Source organism: Hahella sp. NS-SX17 (genome assembly GCF_057367735.1).
In genome coordinates this window covers 5,530,065-5,551,227 of record NZ_CM170632.1, presented here as the reverse complement: position 1 = coordinate 5,551,227, position 21,163 = coordinate 5,530,065, and the positions used below count along the sequence as shown (strand labels likewise).

Sequence of the window (21,163 nt, the reverse complement as noted above, 5' to 3'; positions counted from 1 at the left end):
CCTTGGATATGCGTCATACCAGAGACGCTGATTAGGAGTAGGATGGTGTGGACTCCTCCTGATATTGAGGAGTGGGATTATTGTGGGATGTTATATCCTGCGTTATTTTTATAGTTGTTGGTTATAACAAGTTTAGCTGTTTACTCAGGCCCAATTCTTTGGCTAGTTAGAAGCGTAAAAATCAAGAATGACGCTTTTGGTAATTCATTCTCGCTTTACTTGGAAAAAGATGTGTTTACATCTTTATTTTTATAGCTGAAGAGAAAGATTTTCCGATCAGAGCTTTGTTAAATATATTTATATTTTATGCCTCCAAGGGCGACCTGAAAGGGCTCGACGACAACCCGGCTCTGCGATGGCTTTATGCTTTCGGGAAATATCTACATAACTCTTTGTAGCTTTTATTTAGCATTGGATATGCCGAAGTTCCTAGTCCGAAAATGCATGCTTTAATTGTATTTTATATGCAATTTAACTCGTTGACAGGAAACAGGTATTCGTTTGAAATAGCACCCCTGACAGCAAAGTTGTAATTTGCGGGTATTGAAGAAAATTGGACAGAATGGCGCTATTTTTGCCAATTTGATTTGAAGTTAGTTGGTAAAAAGCCGATTGATAGGGAATCCGGTTGCTCGAAATGGACGCCTTAAAGCTGTCGTTATTTTAGCCAAGTGCGCTTTTTATAAAAACACAACACGGATGACAGATACTATGAAATCTGCTCTTTTGACATTACTCTCAGTACTATCGTTGAACGCCTCGGCGTCGTATGTGGATATTAAGAACCAATGGGGTATGCCCTGGCCGGAATCGACCAGCGTTACTTTGGACTACGACATAGTCATTGACGACTTACCTGATGGCAAAGACGCCTTTATTTATGAAACAGCTTTCAGCTTTGATTATTTGTCCCGGGATGGAACGTGGAAAAACCTGCTGGACGATCCGTCTCCTCTACAGTTTCCCAGTCCTTGGGATAGCCTGAAAGAGAATGGAATATATCATTACTCCTTTGAAATCAGAGACTTGCTTTCTGATTATTTAGACAGCACGGATGGCTTGGGGATGATCCGGGTAACATCTGTCTTCTCTGAACTGTTGTTTCATGATGATAGCTGTGCGCCGATGCCCGAGCCGGGCAGCGACAAACCTGAATGTACACCTGACCAGTATGAAGAAGCAAAGCTGTACAGAGACAAAGGCTATTACATATTCGTTGATGAGCCTTCTTTGGTAGGCTTGTTAGGGTTTGGCCTTGTATCAATGGCGGTGATACGCCGTAGGAAAAGACAAAGCTAAACGTTTTTCGAAGAAGGGGCTACTTTGTAAGCCCCTTTTTTTCATTATAAGATTTCCCGTTTTTTTGATAGTTCTAACAGTTGACTACTGTGGCGGCGCCTTAACTAGTCTCCCCCTCTGAGTTTTCCCTCACCTTTAACAAAAATTGTATTTGCTGGCTGTTTTTTGTCCTACACTTTGAAGTAAGGGACCGGAACCGAGTAAAGCGTAATTGGATGGCTCAGTTGTCGAAAGCGCAGGCAGTAATCCGGGAGACAGTATGCTCACTATCGCTATGTTTCTGTTGTTAATATTGTTTTTAGGCGTTTATGCATTAGTCCGAAGAACTCCGGAAAAATGCGAGGGGTGTGGAAAAGAGTCTTTAACAAAACCATGTGGAAGCTTTGACTTGTGCTCGCAATGTGAGCAGAAATGGGATGTTGCTCGAATGGCTGTCAAATATGCCATTGCGCCTGCGTCCGGAGCGACTAAAAAGAGAAATCGAACTGTCTGAGATTATTCTCCTAAATATTCGGATTGTCGCGTTGTTGTGTGAATATTAATCCGTTGAACTCAGGCAATAACACTGGTGGCGCGGCTCTCTATCAATACTCGACGGTTAAATTTGATAAATGGCCCTATGCGTCATATGTCTCTTATAACGAGCAAAATGAGCTATTCTACTTTATCAAGTAATATGCGTTTGGGCTGATTTGTTTTAGGGCGAAAGCTCCATATGCAACAAAGGAAAAGGCTTACCCATTCCATCGATGGGCGAGCGTCCGACAATGCTAAAGCCGAAGCGTTCATAAAAGCCCACAGCCTGTGGGTTTTGTTCATTTACATCGACCTTGACGGCTTGCAGCTCGTTAATCACATGTCGTAATAAGCGTCCTCCTACGCCTGTTCCGCGAGCTTCAGCAGCGACGAACAGCATCTCGATATTTTCATCCGCGACACCGACAAAACCTAGTATTTTTCCATCCGCATTTTTGGCGCATCTCAGGTTTACCGCCTTCAGGTATTCATTGAGTATTAGCGGCTTGAAGAATTGAATATCTTCTTCGGATAAAAAGTTATGGGTGGCTCTCACTGAGGATTCCCAGACCTCGACAATTTCTGGATATTCATCGGCTTCAACACGCCAGAGTGGTTGCGTTGGACTGTATTGGCGGGATAACTTTGACATAGACATAACTCCATTTAACGAGAACGGAAGATACTGTCTTTATTTATATTTATCAAATGCTTATAAAACGGTAAAGATCTGTAGGAAAGGCGCGCTACTAAGTGCGCATATGATCTGTGCTTCTGTGTAGCTTTACTTTGTATCTGCCGCTATCGGTTATCTTGAGTGGCGAACAATAGGCTCAGGTAGTGGTTCTGATGTTTAGCGTAGAGAGTAAGTCGGAATTAGCCTTTTCCCAGTTTGTCTTCGGCGTCGAGATGTAGCAGGTTGCATTTAGCTCGACGAAGATATTTGTCTATTGTCCTGGTTGAAACCTGTCTCTGTTCAAACTGCTCAAGGAGTTGCTCCAGGACATGGGTAATTCTTTCTTCATCTTCAGGGGCTAGGTCCATGCCTATAATCGTGCTTTGAATGGTCCACCTGAAATCCGAAAAGCAGTCCATTGTGCAGGTGTTGCATGTGTTCTCTATCTCCATGATGTTGTCTAAAAGCGTGATGGTGTCGGACAACGCTTTTTGACTCAGACGGCGTTTGACGACTTTCTCGCGGCTACTCTTCGCCAGATTTTCAATAATATAGTCGCATACCTGCGCCAGGCGAGTCAGGTCATCCAACTTGTTATCGTCTAACAAGGTCAAGCAGATGGCGAAATAAGGATAGTTGATGAGAGTCTTATTATTAAATCGGATGATTCTGTCTTTCTGTAGCGTCAAGTGAGTGATTATTTTCGCCTGCAGGTCAGTAATAAAACCATCATGTGAGAAAAGGTAGTATTGCTCTGGCCAGTTGATCAGAAAGCAATATTCGAAGTCATAGTAAGCAAGCGCTTCTAGAATATGCGCGCCAACGTTTAATGGCGCGCTCTCATGACTGCACCTTTCAAACAGAGCGATAATATTGCCCAGAGAGCTATTGGACCGCATTTGATCCATCAAAAGATTAGATAGTTCTCTGTTTGACTCCTCAAGCTCCGCGTTCTTTTTCTCCAGTTCTGGGACTTTGCTGGTGTTAGAGGCCAGATTTTTATTATTGATGGTGGATCTTGCGAAAGCGCCTAAGGAGGTTGGACTATTGCTCTGCATTAATAAGTGAAGCATAAACCTGAGCCTTACTTTAAGAGTGTTCTGGGGCGAAGCTATTTACGAAAAACTGCTGCTTTTGGATTTTTTATGCTTCATTTCGGGGTATGGAGGCGGCGACTGAATTAATCGTCTCTGTCAGTAGGAAAAGCGGCTCCATATAGCGTTCTCTTTCTTGCGCATCCACAAGCATCTTAAACGTGAAGTGCTTGTTGACGTTGATCCAGTAGTTCTTATGAAAAATGATATGGGGAGATTCTAACGCCGTCTCTGTTATGCCTTCTACATCGGAAAGTAAAAGATAGTCGCCATCAGAGAATATCCGTGTCTTTTTGTTTATGGACAGTCTGAATATGTAAGCGGGAATATCGTAAAAGATAAGCGCCTGCTGTACGGAAAACGCCAGTTGGAAAGAGTCCCTGGCCGACAGATAGTTGGTTAAGAGGTCAATGATTCTTTTGAAGTGACCGCTGTTATCAATTAAGTTGCAGCCGGAAGCTCGTGTCCTGTATACGCAGCTCTCAGTGGACTTGGGGCATATGTGGGATATTAGTGTTGGTTTTGTCGCGCACAATTTTTGCGGCCTCCGATACAGTCATAAATATATTACATAATCTCACCGGAGATTAAATTGCGTATCGTTACGGAAAATTTGGCGTTTTATTAAGTAATACTACGTATTTGTGGCTGCGAGTAGTTTGCCTATTTCTACTCTTGAGCATCTCTGACAGTTATTGTGGGTGCATATAGACGGTTTATACATATTATCGACATAGCTGGTGCGTTGCACTCTCTGATAATGATCACTGAGGTCTCTAATCCAGCACCACTTTTGGCGTAATTACGGCGTAAATTTGGCGTAAACCTGCGTAGAAAAGCGGTATAAAATGGGCTTTTGAGTGAATATTAGCCACACGTTAAAATCGCTGAAATGCCGCAGAATTAAAGGGTTTGGGGTGGTGTAGTATCGAGTCAGGCGGGGTGGCGCCCTGGGCAGGATTCGAACCTGCGACCTTCCCCTTAGGAGGGGGACGCGCTATCCAGCTGTGCCACCAGGGCGTAAAGAGCGCTAAATAATAGCGGCATTGGGCCGTTCTCTCAACCCTCTATTTTCCGGGCGGGCAGGGCGCTTGAACGCGTTGCGTCAGTTGGGAAACTTTCCAGTGCGGCGGCTGTCTATTACTCTTATAAGTAATGACCCCGTAGTAAGGAGCCTCTGATGTTAGATGTACGACCGATGTTGATGGTTTCCAACTTTCCCGCAGTCACTCGCGGAACCCTGGAGACCCTGCAGGTCAACTTGGGGTACAAATGTAATCTTAGCTGTACGCACTGTCATGTCGCCGCTGGACCCACCAGGACGGAGATGATGACGGAGGCGGTGATTGCGGAGGTGCTTGAGTTCATCAAGGTAAAGAATATAAAAGTGCTGGATCTGACTGGCGGGGCGCCGGAGATGAATCCTCACTTTCGCTCTTTGGTGGCGGAAGCCCGCGCTTTGGGCGTGAACGTCATAGATCGCTGTAATCTCACTATTCTGCATGAAGGCGGTCAGGAAGATCTGGCTGATTTTCTGGCGCAACATGGCGTTGAAATAGTGGCGTCGCTGCCCTGTTACGCGGAGCAGAATGTGGATAAGCAGCGCGGCAAAGGGGTTTATCAGGAAAGTGTCGCTGCGTTGAAAAAACTCAACGCCTTAGGCTATGGGCGCGAAGGAAGCGGATTGACGCTTAACCTGGTGTACAACCCGGGCGGTCCATTTTTGCCGCCGGCCCAGGAAAAACTGGAGGCGGATTATAAGCGCGAACTGTTGGAGCATCATGGCATTGAATTCAACCAGCTATTCGTGCTGACCAACATGCCGATCAGTCGCTTCGGCAGTGTTCTGTTATCCAAGGGGCAGTTCAATGACTATATGCAACTGCTGCACGCATCTTATTCCGAGCATAATCTACATTCGGTGATGTGCCGCACGCTGATCAGCGTGGATTGGCAGGGATATGTGTACGATTGCGACTTTAACCAAATGCTGGATATTCCCTTGATTGCGTCAGACAGGCCCAAAGTGCATCTGCGAGACTTGATGACCGAGAACCTGGAAGGCTCCAGTATCGCCACAGCGGATCATTGTTATGGATGCACCGCCGGACAGGGCAGCAGCTGCGGAGGCGCACTGGATTGAGCATACCCGTTAGCGTCATCATTCCTACTTTGAACGAAGCCGAATCTATTTCGGCTTTTTTGCGGGTATTGCAACCGCTGCGCGAAGCTGGGTGGGAGCTTATTCTTTCTGATGGCGGCAGTTGCGACGAGACGGTGTCTCTCGCTGAACCGCGGGTGGATAAGATTATTGTCAGTCCTCCAGGACGTGCGACGCAGATGAACAATGGCGCTGAGAGCGCCAGCGGAGAGGTCCTGCTGTTTCTGCATGCGGATACACAATTGCCTCAAGACGCGATCGCACAATTGACTGCGTTTGTGGCGTCCAATGCTGATTGGGGGCGCTTTGATGTGACGTTGTCTGGGGGGCGATTCATGTTTCGCGTGGTGGAAACCCTGATTAATCTGCGTTCCCGCATCACCTCGGTTGCGACGGGAGACCAGGCGATTTTTATTCGCCGATCAGTTTTTCGACGGCTTGGCGGTTATGCGCGCATTCCATTGATGGAAGACGTGGAAATCTGCAAACGCCTGCGACGTCTGAGCCCGCCCTGTTGCATTCGCGCGAGGGTGACTACTTCCAGCCGGCGCTGGGAAACCCGTGGTGTGTGGAAAACTATCTTTCTAATGTGGCGATTGCGTTTCGAGTATTGGCTTGGCGTCGCCCCTGACAAGCTGTTTCGTCGCTACTATGGGAGGCTGGGTAATGTCTGAGTGCTGCCTGATTCAGTTCGCCAAGCGCCCTGTCGCTGGACTGGTGAAGACCCGTTTGATTCCGGAATTGGGCGCCGCGCGGGCGCTGGATGTGCATGAAGCCCTTTTGCGCAAAACGTTGAATGTCTTGCTTGAATCCGACCTTGGCCCGGTAGAGTTGTGGTGGGACACCCATTGGGACGATGCCGACGCCATGCAACGCTTTCTGATCGCGACGGTGGAGCCCTCGCACATGGCGCAGGCCAGGAAGCTGATGATCCGCTATCAAGAGGGCGCGGATCTGGGAGAGCGCATGAGTCATGCCCTGGCGCAGGGACTAAGGCAATCCCAAAAGACGTTATTGGTGGGAAGCGACTGCCCGGTGATCACGCCAGACTATTTACGCCAGGCGATGATGGCGCTGGATCATTCTGATGTGGTGCTCGGGCCGGCGGAAGATGGTGGGTATGTGTTGATTGGCGCGCGTAATATTACTTCGCTGTCTCTCAGTGATATGGCCTGGGGCGTTGAGACGGTTCTGCAGGCGACCATTGCGCGAGCAGGCGATGCTGGCCTGAGACATCAGCTTTTACCTGTATCCTGGGATGTTGATGACTATTCTGACTACCTGCGCTGGCGTCAAGAGGAGGAACGCTCGCATTCCCGCGTCGATTAACCTGTTCTGAATAGCTTTTACTCTGCTACTTGATTGATTATTAAAGAATCTAATTGCTATCCCTCCTTGAATTTAAGGCCCGTACAGCTACATTTCATGTATAAGTAGTGAGAATGTATAAGTACTGAGAACGTATAGGTAGTGAGAAGCTGGAAGCGCTCACGTAGCAGATATATGCGTGTTGGCGCGAAGCATCAGCGCAAGATGCGCAAAGTGTTTGGCGACAGGCCTGAAGATTATTCAAAATGAAAACAGCGTTAGTGACAGGGGCGGATGGATTTATCGGTTCGCATCTAGTGGAGATGCTGCATGCGCGAGGTTACCAGGTTCGCGCGCTCAGCTATTACAACTCATTTAATGATTGGGGATGGCTGGAACAGTCCGCCTGCCTGAAGGATCTGGATGTTTGGAACGGCGATATCCGTGATCCGCATTATTGCATCGAGCTCACCAAGGGCGTGGATGTGGTTTTTAACCTTGCTGCCCTGATTGGTATTCCCTACTCCTATACGGCGCCGGATACCTACGTCGACGTCAATATCCGCGGGACGGTGAATATTTGCCAGGGCGCCCGACTCAATGGCGTTGGCCGGCTTGTGCACGCGTCAACCTCGGAAGTCTACGGCACCGCCAAATATGCGCCGATCGATGAAAAGCATCCCTTGCAGCCGCAGTCTCCCTACAGCGCCTCCAAAATTGGCGCCGAATCCATGGCGCTGAGTTTTCATAATGCGTTTCAGTTGCCGGTGACGGTGGCGAGACCTTTCAATACATACGGACCCAGACAGTCCGCCAGAGCAGTAATTCCCACCATCATCTCTCAAATCGCCGCGGGTAAGTCCTCGATCAAGTTAGGAGATCCAACGCCTACGCGGGACTTCAATTTCGTTGAAGACACTTGCCTGGGCTTTATTGAGTTGGCGGAATGCGAGCAGGCGATTGGTCAGGTCGTCAACATCGGCTCCAATACGGAAATTTCCATTGGCGATACCTTCGAATTGATTTGTCGGCTGATGCAGGCGGAAGTGGTGATGGAGTCGGATCAACAGCGTGCGCGACCCGCAAACTCGGAAGTGTTTCGACTTAAATGTGATAACGCTTTGATAAAAAGTCTCACCGGGTATGAACCGAAATACAGCCTTGAGCTGGGACTGCGCAAAACAATCGACTGGTTTACGCGCCCCGAGAACCTGAGGCGGTACAAGGCGGATATCTACAATGTCTGATCCCTTCGCCTCTGACCGTCGCCAGGAATATAAGCCACTGTTTGAGTTTATTCGCAACGCTTTTCCCAACCAGGGCGTGATCCCTTTGCATGAGCCGAGGTTTAGCGCGCTTGATAAGCAGTATGTGAATGAAGCAATTGATTCAACCTTTGTCTCCAGCGTGGGAGCTTTCGTTGATAGATTCGAGCGCCAAATTGCTGAATACACCGGCGCGGGCTACGCCGTCGCTGCGGTGAACGGTACGGCGGCATTGCACTTGTCGTTGGTTCTGTGCGATGTGCAGCCGGGAGATGAAGTCATCACCCAGGCGCTGACCTTTGTGGCTACCGGGGCGGCGATTCTGTATTGCCGCGCCAACCCCGTGATGGTGGATGTCGACAAAGATTCGTTAGGCATGAGTGCGGAAGCGTTACGGAACTGGTTGGAGAACAACGCCCGTAAGGAGGGTGGGGTGGCTGTCAATCAGGCTACGGGAGCGGTGATTAAAGCCTGCGTTCCTGTACATGTGTTTGGTCATCCTTGCCGGATTGATCAGATTAGAGATATTTGCCAGGAATGGGGAATCAGGCTGGTGGAGGACGCCTCGGAATCTTTGGGCAGCTTCTATAAAGGGCGTCACACGGGTTCGTTTGGCGATATGGGAGTGTTTAGCTTCAATGGCAATAAAGTGGTCACTACCGGTGGCGGAGGCGTTATTGTGACGAATAATGAACGCCTCGCCAAACGCGCCAAGTTTCTATCCACGACCGCGAAACAGCCGCACCCCTATGAGTTTTTTCACCCTGAACTGGGATACAACTACCGTCTTCCCAACTTGAATGCGGCTTTGGGTTGCGCCCAGCTCGAACAACTGGAAGGGTTTATTGAGGCGAAGCGCGAGTTGGCTCACGCCTACCGTGACTTCTTCAATCAGGCGGGAGTGCCCGTAACCTTTGTGGAAGAGCCGCTGGAAAGTCGATCGAATTACTGGCTGAACGCTATTTTAGTGTCGAGTGAGCAGGAGAAAACTGCGTTACTTGAAGCGGCCCTGGAAGAGTCCGTTCAAATGCGCCCGGTATGGCGTTTGCTGCATGAGCTGCCAATGTTTGAGGGCTGCGCCCATGATGGATTGACGGTTTCCATTGAGCTTTCGCACAGGCTGGTCAACCTCCCCAGCAGCGTGGTCCAAAGGCCATGACGACATCCCGAAGAAAAATCTGTGTCGTCACCGGCGCGCGCGCCGACTTTGGTCTGCTGTATTGGTTGCTGAAGGAAATCGAGGCGGATAACGCACTCATCTTGCAACTGGTGGCGACAGGCATGCATCTTTCGCCGGAGTTCGGCTCCACATGGAAGCAAATCGAAGCCGATGGGTTCCATATATCCGAAAAAGTGGAAATGCTGTTGTCCGGGGATTCGCCTCAGGCGATCAGTAAATCCGTTGGGCTGGGCGTTATTGGGTTGGCGGACGCCTATGCACGGCTGCAGCCGGATCTTCTGGTATTGCTCGGCGACCGCTTTGAGGCTTTGGCGGCGGCGCAGGCGGCTATGCTGGCCCGTATTCCCATCGCGCATATGCATGGGGGAGAGCTGACGGAAGGGGCGGTGGATGAGTCCATTCGCCACGCTATCACCAAGATGTCGCAGTTACACTTTGTCGCAGCGGAAGCATACCGCCGCAGAGTCATTCAGCTCGGCGAAAATCCGCAAAGAGTGTTTAACGTGGGCGCGCCGGGGGTAGAGAACATCCGGCGCCTGCCCCTGTTGAGCAAGGATGAGGTGGCGACTCGGCTAAAGGTCGATATGGGGCGTCCTGTATTACTGATTACCTATCATCCTGAGACGCTGAGTGAGACGGCTCCGGTGGAATCAATGCGCACGCTGCTGTCGGCGCTGGACGAGTACCCGAACGCCCTCAAGATCTTTACCTATCCCAATGCGGACGCCTATGGTCGTGAACTCATTGATTGTCTGCTCCGTTATCAGAAGCGCCACGGAGACAACGTGCTGGTGTCCTCTTCCCTTGGGCAGTTGCTGTACCTGAGCGTGATGCGTTGCGCTGACGCAGTGGTCGGCAACTCATCCAGCGGTTTGATTGAAGCGCCAGCGCTGGGGCGGCCGACGGTCAATATCGGCGGCAGGCAAGGGGGACGATTGCAGGCGGCTTCCGTCATCCAATGCGAAGAAGAACGCGCCAGCATTGTCCAAGGGATCGCTCGTGCGCTGGAGCCTGAATTCTTGGCGAGTCTGAACGGGATGACGCCGCCATATGGCGGTGGCGACACCGCCCGACAAATTGTGGAGGTTCTCAAACAGGCTCCATTAAAGTCGCTATTGCTCAAACCATTTTACGACCTGCCGCAAGGAGATGTGGAGTGAAGACGCTGATCATTGCGGAAGCCGGCGTGAACCACAACGGCGATGAGGCCATGGCGCATCAGCTGATTGAGGTGGCGAGCGTCGCCGGCGCTGATGTCGTGAAATTTCAAACATTTAAAGCAGACCTTTTGGCCACCGCGGAGGCGCCCAAGGCCGCATACCAGAAAAGAGGTTCCCAGGCGGAGGAATCCCAACTGCAAATGCTGCGTCAGCTGGAGCTGGACTACGCGGTTTTTAGGCGCTTGCGAGATGAGTGCGACCGGCGTGGAATCGGATTTATGTCTACCGCTTTCGAGAGCCGCAGTCTGAAGTTTCTGGTGGATGAGCTGGGCGTGGAGCAACTGAAGATTCCCTCTGGTGAAATCACCAACGCGCCTTTTCTCCTTGAACACGCCGCGGCTGTTCGAAATTCAGAGAAAGGGCGTCTGATTCTGTCTACCGGCATGGCGACGCTGGGAGAGGTGGAGTCTGCGTTAAGCGCGCTGGCCTTTGGGCTATTGGCGGAAAGTGGAGAGACGCCATCCCCGGAAGCCTTCAACGCCGCCTGGGGATGTCGTGAAGGGCGCGAGGCGGTTCGCGCCAAAGTGACCTTGCTGCACTGTACGACGGACTATCCGACCCCGTTTGACGATGTGCGGCTACGGGTCATGCAGTCTTATCGGCAGGCGTTTGGCGTTCGGGCGGGGTATTCGGATCACACGCAAGGCGTCGCTATTGCATTGGCGGCGGCGGCTCTGGGCGCTGACGTTGTGGAAAAGCACTTCACCCTGGATCGTAACCTGCCAGGACCGGATCATATGGCGTCACTGGAGCCGGACGAACTGCGGCAAATGGTGGCGGGCATCCGCGCGATTGAGCAGGCGCTGCAAGAGTCTGTCAAGGTTCCCAGCAAAGCGGAAATGGCAAACCGGAAAGTCGCCAGAAAGAGTCTGGTCGCTGCGCGAGCTATTAAAAAAGGAGAGTCTTTCGATGCGTTGAACGTCGCCGTCAGCCGGCCCGGCGGAGGCATGTCTCCCTTCCTGTACTGGCGGCTGCTGGGCGGCTCAGCAACCCGGGACTATCAGGCAGGGGAGCTTATTTGTGAATAAGCCGATGCTGCTGATCGGAGGAGGCGGGCACGCTCGGGTGTTGATGGACATCCTCATCTTGAGTGGGGCTGAGGTTATTGGCGTACTGGACCCAGGTATTGCACTGGGAACGCAATTGTGGCGCGGAGTAGAGGTGTTGGGGGGCGATGAACGCTTGAGCGATTATGACCCCTCAATGGTGGATCTGGTCAATGCGCTGGGATACTTGCCGGGCAAGACGGCGCGTAACCGGCTTTTCGCCAAATTATCCTCTCAGGGATACTGCTTTCCCACACTGGTTCATCCTCATGCCGTTCTGTCTGACGATATTAATTTGGGAGAAGGGTGTCAGGTCATGGCGGGAGCGATCCTGCAACCGGGCTGCGCCATTGGCCCCAACACCATCGTTAATACCCGCGCGGTCGTAGAGCATGATTGCGTTGTAGGCTCGGACAATCATATTGCGCCAGGCGCAGTCTTATGCGGAGGCGTGCAAACAGAGAGCGGCGTGTTTATCGGTAGTCATGCGACCGTTCTGCCGCAGGTTCGCATTGGCGTTAATGCACTGGTCGGCGCCGGCGCCGTAGCGGCAAAAGACATACCTTCAAACGGCAAACTGGCGCCGCCAAAAAGCAGTTTGCTCTCCTGATGCGGCAAATCCGCGCTTCCGCCTTGTGTCGCCTTTGTAACGGACTGTGGCGAAAGCGTAACCGCCTCTAAAGAATCAAGGAGAAAAGCCGATTAACAATTATGCAACGCGTCGCCAATCCACTCTCCTTCGCCTCTACGCGTTAAGCGTTGAACGAGGCGTATATCAAAGGCGGGAGGACTGGAACGAAGATTGCTGTGTTGCCATATATGTAATCGGGTCTGTCCAGCGGGATTCATCCGGCTGGTTTGGAGGGTAGAAGTATGTGTGCCGATTGGCGTCAGGTATTGATCCAGCCGCAAGCAAGTATTGAGCAGGCGATAGAGGTCATAGAAAAAGCCACTTTGCGCATCGCGCTGGTTGTCGATGAGCAGCAGCGTCTACTTGGCACGGTGACTGACGGCGACGTGCGACGGGCGCTGATCAATCACACCCCCTTATCCGCTTCAGTTGTGCGGATTATGGAAAGCGAGCCCAAAGTCGCGGAAATCAATGATTCGCGGGCGCGTATTCTCTCCATCATGGAACGGCGCAAGCTGCTTCATATCCCCGTTGTTGATAGTCAGCGTCGCGTCGTGGGGCTGGAAACGCTGCTGAATATCGCCCAACAACCCCGTTATGATAATCCGGTTATGCTGATGGCGGGCGGCCTGGGTACGCGACTGCGTCCGCTGACCAATAATTGCCCTAAGCCCCTCTTGAAGGTCGGCAATAAACCAATTCTGGAAAATATTCTGGAGAGCTTCGCCGCCTCTGGATTCACCAACTTCTATATTTCGGTGTATTACAAGCCGGAGATGGTGATGGAGTATTTTGGCGACGGCTCCAAGTGGGGGGTGAATATTCAGTATGTGCGTGAGAATACGCCTTTGGGCACTGGAGGCGCGTTGGGGCTGCTGCCGAACGACATGCCTGATTTACCGGTATTGGTGATGAATGGCGACATACTGACCCGTGTGAACTTCGAACATTTGCTGCGCTTTCACCAGCAGCAGCGAGGGGCCGCCACATTATGCGTGCGTGAGTACGAATTTCAGGTGCCTTACGGCGTCGTACAAGCGCAAGATCAACGCATTACCAGCATTGTGGAAAAACCCACGCATTCCTATTTCGTCAATGCCGGCATATACGTCCTAGAGCCGCAAGTGATTCGGGATATCAAACCTGAGCAGCATCTGGATATGCCGACTTTACTGCAGCAGTTGATGGAGCGCCGTAAGGATGTGGCGATGTTCCCCATTCACGAATACTGGCTGGACATTGGTCGCATGAACGACTTTGAAAAAGCGCAGAAAGACTACATGGAGGATTTCGCGTGAGCCGTTTCACCTTCATTTGCAGAAAGGCGTCTTCATGATTGACGGTAAACGCGTACTGGCGATTATTCCCGCCCGTGGCGGCAGCAAAGGCCTTCCCGGTAAAAATATTCGTCCCTTATGCGGCGTTCCTTTGGTGGGGTGGCCAATCAGGGCGGCCCTTCAGTCCCGTTATGTGGACCGGGTGCTGGTGTCTACCGACTCGCCGGATATTGCTGAGGTGGCGAAGAGTCAGGGCGCGGAGGTTCCTTTCCTGCGACCCGATGAGCTGGCGGGCGATTGCGCGCCGACAGCGCCGGTGTTGCTGCATACCCTGGATTGGTGCCGACAGCATGGCGAGTCCTATGACTATATAGTGCTGCTTGAGCCGACGTCCCCGCTCACTGAAGCTACCGACGTGGATAAGGCGTTGGAAATGCTATTCGGGTCGCGCGAGGCGCAAGCAATTGTCGGGGTGGCGGATGTCGATGTTCATCACCCAGTGTACTGTGCGGTGATCAATGAACGCGGTTTGCTGGCGCCTTACCAAGGCGGAGACTTCGCCGCCATGCCGCGCCGGCAGGATATTCCCGACGTGTATTACTTTGACGGAACCCTCTACATTTCCACAGTCGAAGCTTTACGTGAGAAAGGCGGTTTCTACCATGATCGAACACTGCCATACGTGGTGCCTAAGTGGAAAGCCCTGGACGTGGACACTTTAACGGATTTCATCTGCGTGGAAGCGGTTATGCAACGCAGAGAAGAATTGAAGTCTATGTGAACTCTTTGAGCGTGGTCCTATGTCTGATTATCAAAGCCGATTGTTGAGTGTCATTCCTGGTGGAGCGCATACCTACTCCCGAGGTTTTGATCAATTTCCCGCCAATGCGCCGCAGATCCTGACCTCCGGCAAAGGCGCCTATGTATTTGACCCGGACAATAAGCGTTATCTCGATTACGGCATGGCGCTGCGCTCGGTGATTCTTGGGTATGCGGATGAAGCGGTGAGTCTGGCCGCCGTTGAACAGATCTGGGCGGGCAACAATCTCACACGGGCGTCGACCATAGAGCTGGAGGCGGCCGAACTGCTGGTGGACATGATCGACTCCGTAGATATGGTCAAGTTCACCAAGAATGGCTCCACCGCTGTGTCGGCGGCGGTGAAATTGGCGCGCGCCTATACCGGGCGTGATCTGATTGCGCGCTGCGGGCAGCATCCATTTTTTTCCTATGATGACTGGTTTATCGGCTCAACGCCTTTGACGCGAGGGATTCCCCAGAATGTAGTGGAGCAGACCAAGTGCTTTAACTACAACGATTTGGCGTCACTGGAGCAACTCTTCGCCGCTTATCCGCAACAAATCGCCTGTGTCGTTATGGAGCCTGCAACCTCGGAGCATCCTGCGTCGTCAGCTACACACGAGGGCGAAACCTTTCTGCATGATGTGCAGCGCCTGTGCGCGCGTCATGGCGTCGTTTTTGTCCTTGATGAAATGATTACCGGGTTTCGTTGGGATCTGCGTGGGGCGCAGCATAAATATCGCATCAAGCCGGACCTTTGCACATTCGGCAAAGCCATGGCCAACGGCTTTTCGGTGGCGGCGGTGGCGGGGCGCAGAGAAATCATGGAACTGGGCTCTATTGAAAAGAGCGGGGCGGAGCGCTTGTTTCTGTTGTCCACGACCCATGGCGCGGAAATGTGCGGGCTGGGGGCTTTTGTGAAAACGGCGGCGATGTTGCGGGAGCGCGATGTCGTTAATCATATCTGGTCATACGGGGCCAGACTGAAGTCCGGTATGAACGCCCTGGCGGCGGAAGCGGGAGTGGCGGATTACTTTCGCGTGGAAGGCATAGACTGTTCACCGGGTTATCTGACGTTGGATTGCGATGGAAATCCTTCGATGGCGCTGCGCACGCTATTCAGCCAGGAAATGGTCCGGCAGGGCGTACTGATGCCATGGATCGCCTTGTGTCGGGAGCATGGCGAAGAAGAACTGGAGCAGACCTTGCGTGCAGTTAAAAGCGCCTTGAGGGTATACGCGCAAGCGTTGGAGTCAGGATGGGAGGACTTTCTGGAAGGGCCCGTCATCAAACCTGTTTTTCGCAAATATAACTGATCTCAGCTATATAACATTGTATATACGGCGTTTTTCGACGCAGGCGGACGGCTGGCGCTCGAAAATACAATGGCGTACTAATTGCAGTCACTATAAAGAACTGGCGGGCGAGACAAATTTTCGTCACCCCGGCAAAGAACCGCAGCCTGTGCGAGAGAGGAAGCCATGACGACTCACAATCCACACGATGACTTTGTAGAGATTCAACCTATTACGCAGACCCCGCAATCTGCGCCCAAACCCGCCAAGCTGCCCCCGGTGACGCTGTCGCAACAGGATCTGGCGGACATTAACGCCTATCTGAACCAGAATCCGGTTGATTTACTGAAAGTGCCCGCAGTAAGGATGATTCTAACCCGCAACCGTATGTCGCAAGTGAATCGGGAGGGGATTGAGCGGGCGGCCAACGTCGATCCGGCGGTGATTGATAACTGTATTGAATACAACATGTCCTGTCTGGTGGATGACGTATCCCACAATCGACCTGAGCGATTGATCGCACCGCTGTGTCAGATCAGCTACATTTCACGTAACCTGCCTCAGCTTCGCGTGTTGACGGTGGGACCGCGCTCAGAATCGGAATTGTTGTGTCTGATTTCTTCGGGGTTCAACGAAGCGAATATACGAGGCCTGGACCTGTTCAGCTTTTCACCCTACATCGATGCTGGCGATATGCACGCCATGCCTTATCCGGACCACTCTTTCGACATCATTATCCTTGGCTGGGTGCTGGCGTACAGCAAAGACAATAAGAAGGCGGCGCAGGAAGTATTGCGGGTGGCCAAGCCTGGCGCTCACATCGCCATTGGCTGTCAGGTGCAGGAAATTGTGGATGAGGCGTACTGGGAGCAATGGTCGAAAGCCAACAACAAACCTCATGTCACTGCGGGAACCAAGTTCAAACATACCAATGAGTTGCTGGCGTTGTTCGGGACCTCCATTGACCGGGTTATTTTTCAGGAGGACGCCCACCCAGAGTTTGAGGGCAAAACCTACGACATCATGACGATTTTCAGGCTGAAGTAGAGCGAATTCTGGGACTGACGCATATCAGGGGGAGGCTTTATGTCCGCATCTGAAATCATGAGGCAAGTGTCGGAACACTATGACCTGCGAACCGGTTGTCGCCAGTATCATCTGGAGTGCCAGCAGGCTTTCACCCGGTATCTGACCATGCCGGGTTATTCCTCTTTCTACAATAACGGCTTTGATCGCCTGCAGGTATTGGATACGGCGCATGTAGAGCGTGTCATGCAACAGTTGCAGCGCCTGCAGAATGATGATCGCAGCGCCTGGTTGGACCCTCATGTGGAGACAGTCAGGTTTGACTACCGGAATGACGCGGACTGGATAAGGGAAATGTATGGGGCGGTGCTGAACGTGGAAATGGACCGCATCCTGGTGAACTTCTTCCAGTCCGAGTACATGGTTCACTCTCTGTGTTTTCATCGCACCTTCCCCACGCAAGTAGAGGACGATGTGTCCTACCGCTGGCATCGGGACGCAGGGCCTACCGGGCATATAAAAATCATTATTTATTTCACTGGCGGAGAAATCAGCGGCGCTGGAACAGAAGCGCTGGACGTCAACGTCACCTATGAGCTGGCGGAGCAGGGGTATTCATTTCCACCGCTCAACGAACGTCGCTCTGATCTGGGCGAGTATTTCGACCGCGCCAATATCGTTTACAAGCCTTACGATCATTGCACGGGAGCTGGTGAAGCGCTGGTCTTCAGACCCCGGGACGTGTTGCATCGCGGCGTGTTCTCACGGGACCCGCACTCTCCCAGATACGTTGCGACGATGCTGTTGCTGCCCAGTCCGGTGCATTGGACTCAGGCGCATGAGCTGTGGCCGCTATATGCGCAACAACGTTTCGCTGGAAAATCCATTGATATGCAGCATGGCCCAGTCCTGAAAGGGCAGGCCAAGGTGATGGTGCCTTGAGGTCAGTCAGAGTCAGTCGTATAGATAAGGCGTTATAGAAGTTGAACGAATGTATGAAGCAATTGGAAGGGAAAGTCGTCTTCATCACTGGCGGATGCGGTCTGCTTGGCGGGAAGTTTTGTCGCGCAGTGCTGCAGGCTGGCGGCAGGGTGGCGGTGGCGGATATAGATTTATCCCAGGCTGAGTCTTTTGCAGAGAGCCTGCAAAGCGAATTTGGCCGAGAGGCGGCGTGCGCCGTCAAATGCGACATCACTGATAAAGAAAGCATCCTGAACGCCATCGCTGAAACCGAACGCGCAATGGGGGCGATCAACGCCCTGGTCAACAGCGCCTATCCCCGCAATAAGCAATACGGCCGCCACTTTTTCGATGTGGAATATGAAGATTTTTGCGGAAATCTGTCATTGCATCTGGGGGGATACTTTTTGGCGTCACAACAGTTCGCCAGGCACTTTGTCGCACAGGGCGGCGGCGCCATTGTGAATATCGCTTCCATTTATGGCGTGACGGCTCCCCGCTTCGATATTTATCAGGGGACGACGATGACGATGCCGGTGGAGTATGCGGCGATTAAATCCGCGCTCATCCACCTCACACGTTACATGGCGAAGTACTTGCGCGGCACCGGCGTAAAGGTCAATGCCATCAGTCCTGGCGGCATTGCAGACGGCCAACCGGAAGCTTTTTTGCAGGCCTATGCGGAATATTGCAGCGAAAAAGGCATGCTGGACCCTGACGATATCTGCGGCGCGCTGGTGTTTTTATTGTCCGACGCTTCACGTTACATCAATGGCGGCAACCTGATTGTGGATGATGGCTTCTGCCTCTAGATCCGTCACTCCTTAAAAGTATTAAACTGAATAATATTGCTATGAATACTGCTATGAAAAAGCTGAAGAGATGCACTCGGTGCCTGCTGCCCGAGACATATGAAACCATCGAATTTGATGCGAATGGCGTGTGCAATATCTGCCGGTCCTGGGAGATCAAGGCGGATCAGATTGATTGGAGCGCGCGCAAGACGTTGCTGGATCAGCTGATTGCAAAATACCGGGGTAAATACGATTACGACTGCATTGTGCCGTTCAGCGGAGGCAAGGACAGCACCTATCAACTTTACTATCTGGTCAAGGAGTATGGCGTCAAACCACTGGTCGTACGCTTCAATCATGGCTTTATGCGCCCGACTATTGAAGAAAACTGTACGCGCACATTCAAAAAGTTGGGGGTGGACGTTATTGAATTTACGCCCAACTGGAAGATCGTCAAACGGTTGATGCTGGAGTCTTTTCGCCGCAAGACCGACTTTTGCTGGCATTGTCACACAGGCATTTATTCATACCCCATGCAGATTGCGGTTAAGTTCAATGTGCCTTTGATCATCTGGGGCGAGCCACAGGCGGAGATCACCGCGTATTACGATTATCTGAACGATGAGATCGAGTACGAGGATGAGAAGAAATTCAACATGATCCGCAATCTTGGCATATCCGCGGACGACATGTACGGCATGATCAATTCGCCGGAAGACCCTATCGACCGCCGCGATCTGGCCCCGTTCACTTATCCCAGCCTGAAAGACCTCAAGCGAATCGGCTACGCCTCCGTTTGCCTGGGAAGCTTTATCCCCTGGGATTATGAGAAGCACGTGAAAGTGATCAAGGAAGAGCTGGGCTGGCGGACAGACGAGGTGGAAAGCGCGCCGATAGCGGTGAACACCACCTGCGAGAAAATTGAATGTTTTATGCAGGGAACCCGTGACTACATCAAGTATTTAAAGCGTGGTTACAGTCGTATCACGCAAATAAACGCCATGAAGCTGCGTCGCGGCCGCATTTCTCTGGAAGAAGCGGAGCGCTTGAATGAACTGGATGGGCGGCGACCGGAGTCTTTGGATATTTTCCTGGGATATGTGGGGCTGACCGAGCAGGAGTTTAATGAAATCGTGTCTGGAATGGTCATACCGCCTTTCGAACCTGACTTTGACCATCCTGTCCGCGGCGAACCGCTCTGGGACGCCATTAAATGGTACCGCGAGGATGAGCCTGGATGAATATCGGCGTATTGAACTACGGTATGGGCAATATCAAGTCGGTGCTCAACGCCATTGACGCCGTGGGGTACGACGCCCATGTCGTCGCCGCGCCGGGTCAGCTGGCCGAATTGACGCACCTGATCATTCCCGGTGTCGGCGCTTTCGGAAACGCCATGGCCAATCTGGCGTCGGCGGCCTTACTGGAGGCGATCCATGACCACGTTCAACAGGGGCGTCCGTTGATGGGCGTCTGTCTTGGCATGCAATTGTTGGCGACGCAAGGCGAAGAGGGCGGCGTGAACGCCGGCCTTGATCTGATACCTGGTGTGGTGCGTCATCTGGAGGTCGATGCTCCGGTTCCGCATGTCGGATGGAATGCGCTGATTCATCATCAGGAACACCCGATTTTTCAGGGGGTGAAAAAGCATGTGGATTTTTACTTTGTGCATTCCTATTACTTTGCTGCGCAAGATCGCCGCCACGTGATTGCGGAAACGGAATACGGCGCTTCGTTCCCCGTCGTGGTCGGCCGGGATAATATCGTCGGGGTGCAGTTTCATCCTGAAAAAAGCCAGGATAACGGCTTGAAAATTCTAGAAAACTTTTGTGAATGGGACGGGCGATGCTGAAAAAGCGCATTATTCCCATGCTGCTGTTGAGTCAGGGGCGCATGGTGAAGGGGAAACAATTTTCCGCTTTTCGGGACACTGGCGATCCGGTTTCCGCCGCTCGCATATACAACGCTCAGTTTGCGGATGAACTGGTGTTTCTGGATGTGGACGCCAATCGCCAGGGAAGCGACTTTGAGCAATTGTTGAATCTCATTGATAAGGTGTCCTCCGAGTGTTTTATGCCGCTGAGCGTCGGCGGCGGAGTGAACTCGGTGGAGCAAGTGCGTCGCCTGGTGCAGTCCGGCGCGGATAAAGTCGTTATCACCACTGCCGCTATAGAAAATCCGGGGTTGATTAACGACGCTTCGGCTATCTTTGGCCGCCAATGCATTGTCGTCGGTCTGGATGTGAAACGGGAAGATGGCGCATACCGCTTGTACTCTCATTGTGGTCGTCACAAAACAGAGCGGGAACTGGAAGAGTTTATTCGCGACATGACCCTGCGCGGCGCCGGCGAGTTTATCGTCAACGCTATCGACCGCGACGGCATGATGCAGGGATACGACCTGGAGATGATCAAGTGCGCCAAGGCGGTTACTGATCGGCCCGTACTTGCCGCCGGCGGCGCCGGCACATTCGCGCACCTGGCAGCGGCCTTTCAGGAAGCGAATGCGGATGCGGTGGTGTGCGCGAGCATCTTCCACTTTGGCGACAACAATCCCATTCGCGCCAGATCACATTTATTGAACGCTGGCGTCCCCATGAAGCTCATCAAATAAC

General features: G+C 52.1%; 20 protein-coding genes and 1 tRNA gene. 18 read left to right on the top strand and 3 right to left on the bottom strand.

Translation table 11 applies throughout. From position 1 onward, the window contains the following. Positions 1-771 precede the first annotated feature (771 nt). Entirely contained in the window at positions 772-1,299 is a 528-nt protein-coding gene (locus tag AC2IBB_RS24645) for a PEP-CTERM sorting domain-containing protein (protein ID WP_486329364.1), read from the top strand. 697 nt (positions 1,300-1,996) lie between these two features. Here AC2IBB_RS24645 and AC2IBB_RS24640 read toward each other — a convergent pair. The 3 genes from AC2IBB_RS24640 to AC2IBB_RS24630 form a co-directional block, all read right to left on the bottom strand. Further along, entirely contained in the window at positions 1,997-2,467 is a 471-nt protein-coding gene (locus tag AC2IBB_RS24640) for a GNAT family N-acetyltransferase (RefSeq protein WP_486329363.1), read from the bottom strand. A gap of 224 nt (positions 2,468-2,691) precedes the next feature. Beyond that, the gene (locus AC2IBB_RS24635; protein ID WP_486329362.1) at positions 2,692-3,564 is read right to left on the bottom strand and encodes a hypothetical protein; all 873 of its coding nucleotides are present in this window, start codon (positions 3,562-3,564) and stop codon (positions 2,692-2,694) included. A gap of 964 nt (positions 3,565-4,528) precedes the next feature. Next, positions 4,529-4,605: transfer RNA gene (locus AC2IBB_RS24630), tRNA-Arg, on the bottom strand. Positions 4,606-4,765: 160 nt separating this feature from the next. On the opposite strand from AC2IBB_RS24630, the gene arsS reads away from it, so the two are divergent. The 17 genes from arsS to wbuZ all read left to right on the top strand — a co-directional run bounded on the left by arsS (position 4,766) and on the right by wbuZ (position 21,162). Continuing rightward, the gene (gene arsS / locus AC2IBB_RS24625; protein WP_486329361.1) at positions 4,766-5,728 is read left to right on the top strand and encodes an arsenosugar biosynthesis radical SAM (seleno)protein ArsS; all 963 of its coding nucleotides are present in this window, start codon (positions 4,766-4,768) and stop codon (positions 5,726-5,728) included. After that, positions 5,725-6,420, top strand: coding sequence for a TIGR04283 family arsenosugar biosynthesis glycosyltransferase (locus tag AC2IBB_RS24620; protein ID WP_486329360.1), 696 nt, complete (start codon positions 5,725-5,727; stop codon positions 6,418-6,420). Before arsS ends, AC2IBB_RS24620 begins: the two co-directional genes overlap by 4 nt. Next, positions 6,413-7,075, top strand: a complete 663-nt coding sequence (locus tag AC2IBB_RS24615) for a TIGR04282 family arsenosugar biosynthesis glycosyltransferase (protein WP_486329359.1) — start codon at positions 6,413-6,415, stop codon at positions 7,073-7,075. The genes AC2IBB_RS24620 and AC2IBB_RS24615 overlap by 8 nt, the downstream gene beginning before the upstream one ends. A gap of 245 nt (positions 7,076-7,320) precedes the next feature. Next, a complete protein-coding gene (locus tag AC2IBB_RS24610; RefSeq protein ID WP_486329358.1) occupies positions 7,321-8,301 on the top strand; it encodes an NAD-dependent 4,6-dehydratase LegB in 981 nt (326 codons plus the stop codon). Continuing rightward, positions 8,294-9,478, top strand: a complete 1,185-nt coding sequence (locus AC2IBB_RS24605; RefSeq protein WP_486329357.1) for a LegC family aminotransferase — start codon at positions 8,294-8,296, stop codon at positions 9,476-9,478. Before AC2IBB_RS24610 ends, AC2IBB_RS24605 begins: the two co-directional genes overlap by 8 nt. After that, complete coding sequence (gene neuC / locus AC2IBB_RS24600; protein WP_486329356.1) at positions 9,475-10,659, top strand: UDP-N-acetylglucosamine 2-epimerase; 1,185 nt, start codon at positions 9,475-9,477, stop codon at positions 10,657-10,659. Before AC2IBB_RS24605 ends, neuC begins: the two co-directional genes overlap by 4 nt. Continuing rightward, entirely contained in the window at positions 10,656-11,747 is a 1,092-nt protein-coding gene (gene neuB / locus AC2IBB_RS24595) for an N-acetylneuraminate synthase (RefSeq protein WP_486329355.1), read from the top strand. The genes neuC and neuB overlap by 4 nt, the downstream gene beginning before the upstream one ends. Continuing rightward, on the top strand, positions 11,740-12,375 hold the full coding sequence (locus AC2IBB_RS24590; RefSeq protein ID WP_486329354.1) for an acetyltransferase: 636 nt from the start codon (positions 11,740-11,742) through the stop codon (positions 12,373-12,375). Before neuB ends, AC2IBB_RS24590 begins: the two co-directional genes overlap by 8 nt. A gap of 263 nt (positions 12,376-12,638) precedes the next feature. Beyond that, on the top strand, positions 12,639-13,694 hold the full coding sequence (locus AC2IBB_RS24585) for a nucleotidyltransferase family protein (protein WP_486329353.1): 1,056 nt from the start codon (positions 12,639-12,641) through the stop codon (positions 13,692-13,694). A 34-nt stretch (positions 13,695-13,728) separates the two neighbouring features. Further along, on the top strand, positions 13,729-14,454 hold the full coding sequence (locus tag AC2IBB_RS24580) for an acylneuraminate cytidylyltransferase family protein (RefSeq protein WP_486329352.1): 726 nt from the start codon (positions 13,729-13,731) through the stop codon (positions 14,452-14,454). A gap of 19 nt (positions 14,455-14,473) precedes the next feature. Further along, positions 14,474-15,790 carry a glutamate-1-semialdehyde 2,1-aminomutase gene (locus AC2IBB_RS24575; protein ID WP_486329351.1) on the top strand — a complete coding sequence of 439 codons (1,317 nt, stop codon included), beginning with the start codon at positions 14,474-14,476 and terminating at the stop codon, positions 15,788-15,790. 165 nt (positions 15,791-15,955) lie between these two features. Next, on the top strand, positions 15,956-16,816 hold the full coding sequence (locus AC2IBB_RS24570; RefSeq protein ID WP_486329350.1) for a class I SAM-dependent methyltransferase: 861 nt from the start codon (positions 15,956-15,958) through the stop codon (positions 16,814-16,816). Positions 16,817-16,855: 39 nt separating this feature from the next. Next, positions 16,856-17,737, top strand: a complete 882-nt coding sequence (locus AC2IBB_RS24565) for a hypothetical protein (RefSeq protein WP_486329349.1) — start codon at positions 16,856-16,858, stop codon at positions 17,735-17,737. 53 nt (positions 17,738-17,790) lie between these two features. After that, on the top strand, positions 17,791-18,567 hold the full coding sequence (locus AC2IBB_RS24560) for an oxidoreductase (protein ID WP_486329348.1): 777 nt from the start codon (positions 17,791-17,793) through the stop codon (positions 18,565-18,567). Between the two features lie 53 nt (positions 18,568-18,620). After that, positions 18,621-19,790, top strand: a complete 1,170-nt coding sequence (locus AC2IBB_RS24555) for an N-acetyl sugar amidotransferase (RefSeq protein ID WP_486329347.1) — start codon at positions 18,621-18,623, stop codon at positions 19,788-19,790. Beyond that, a complete protein-coding gene (gene hisH, locus AC2IBB_RS24550; protein ID WP_486329346.1) occupies positions 19,787-20,401 on the top strand; it encodes an imidazole glycerol phosphate synthase subunit HisH in 615 nt (204 codons plus the stop codon). Before AC2IBB_RS24555 ends, hisH begins: the two co-directional genes overlap by 4 nt. After that, a complete protein-coding gene (gene wbuZ, locus AC2IBB_RS24545) occupies positions 20,395-21,162 on the top strand; it encodes a glycosyl amidation-associated protein WbuZ (protein WP_486329345.1) in 768 nt (255 codons plus the stop codon). Before hisH ends, wbuZ begins: the two co-directional genes overlap by 7 nt. Position 21,163 lies beyond the last annotated feature (1 nt).

Excerpts from the sequence above, each read along its gene's own strand:
- AC2IBB_RS24575 (WP_486329351.1), top strand. The coding sequence starts at position 14,474 with ATGTCTGATTATCAAAGCCGATTGTTGAGTGTCATTCCTGGTGGAGCG.
- AC2IBB_RS24570 (WP_486329350.1), top strand. The coding sequence starts at position 15,956 with ATGACGACTCACAATCCACACGATGACTTTGTAGAGATTCAACCTATT.
- wbuZ (WP_486329345.1), top strand. The coding sequence starts at position 20,395 with ATGCTGAAAAAGCGCATTATTCCCATGCTGCTGTTGAGTCAGGGGCGC.
- AC2IBB_RS24610 (WP_486329358.1), top strand. The coding sequence starts at position 7,321 with ATGAAAACAGCGTTAGTGACAGGGGCGGATGGATTTATCGGTTCGCAT.
- AC2IBB_RS24555 (WP_486329347.1), top strand. The coding sequence starts at position 18,621 with ATGAAAAAGCTGAAGAGATGCACTCGGTGCCTGCTGCCCGAGACATAT.
- AC2IBB_RS24605 (WP_486329357.1), top strand. The coding sequence starts at position 8,294 with ATGTCTGATCCCTTCGCCTCTGACCGTCGCCAGGAATATAAGCCACTG.
- AC2IBB_RS24580 (WP_486329352.1), top strand. The coding sequence starts at position 13,729 with ATGATTGACGGTAAACGCGTACTGGCGATTATTCCCGCCCGTGGCGGC.
- neuC (WP_486329356.1), top strand. The coding sequence starts at position 9,475 with ATGACGACATCCCGAAGAAAAATCTGTGTCGTCACCGGCGCGCGCGCC.
- AC2IBB_RS24640 (WP_486329363.1), bottom strand. The coding sequence starts at position 2,467 with ATGTCAAAGTTATCCCGCCAATACAGTCCAACGCAACCACTCTGGCGT.
- AC2IBB_RS24560 (WP_486329348.1), top strand. The coding sequence starts at position 17,791 with ATGAAGCAATTGGAAGGGAAAGTCGTCTTCATCACTGGCGGATGCGGT.
- AC2IBB_RS24615 (WP_486329359.1), top strand. The coding sequence starts at position 6,413 with ATGTCTGAGTGCTGCCTGATTCAGTTCGCCAAGCGCCCTGTCGCTGGA.
- arsS (WP_486329361.1), top strand. The coding sequence starts at position 4,766 with ATGTTAGATGTACGACCGATGTTGATGGTTTCCAACTTTCCCGCAGTC.
- AC2IBB_RS24565 (WP_486329349.1), top strand. The coding sequence starts at position 16,856 with ATGTCCGCATCTGAAATCATGAGGCAAGTGTCGGAACACTATGACCTG.
- hisH (WP_486329346.1), top strand. The coding sequence starts at position 19,787 with ATGAATATCGGCGTATTGAACTACGGTATGGGCAATATCAAGTCGGTG.
- AC2IBB_RS24585 (WP_486329353.1), top strand. The coding sequence starts at position 12,639 with ATGTGTGCCGATTGGCGTCAGGTATTGATCCAGCCGCAAGCAAGTATT.
- AC2IBB_RS24635 (WP_486329362.1), bottom strand. The coding sequence starts at position 3,564 with ATGCTTCACTTATTAATGCAGAGCAATAGTCCAACCTCCTTAGGCGCT.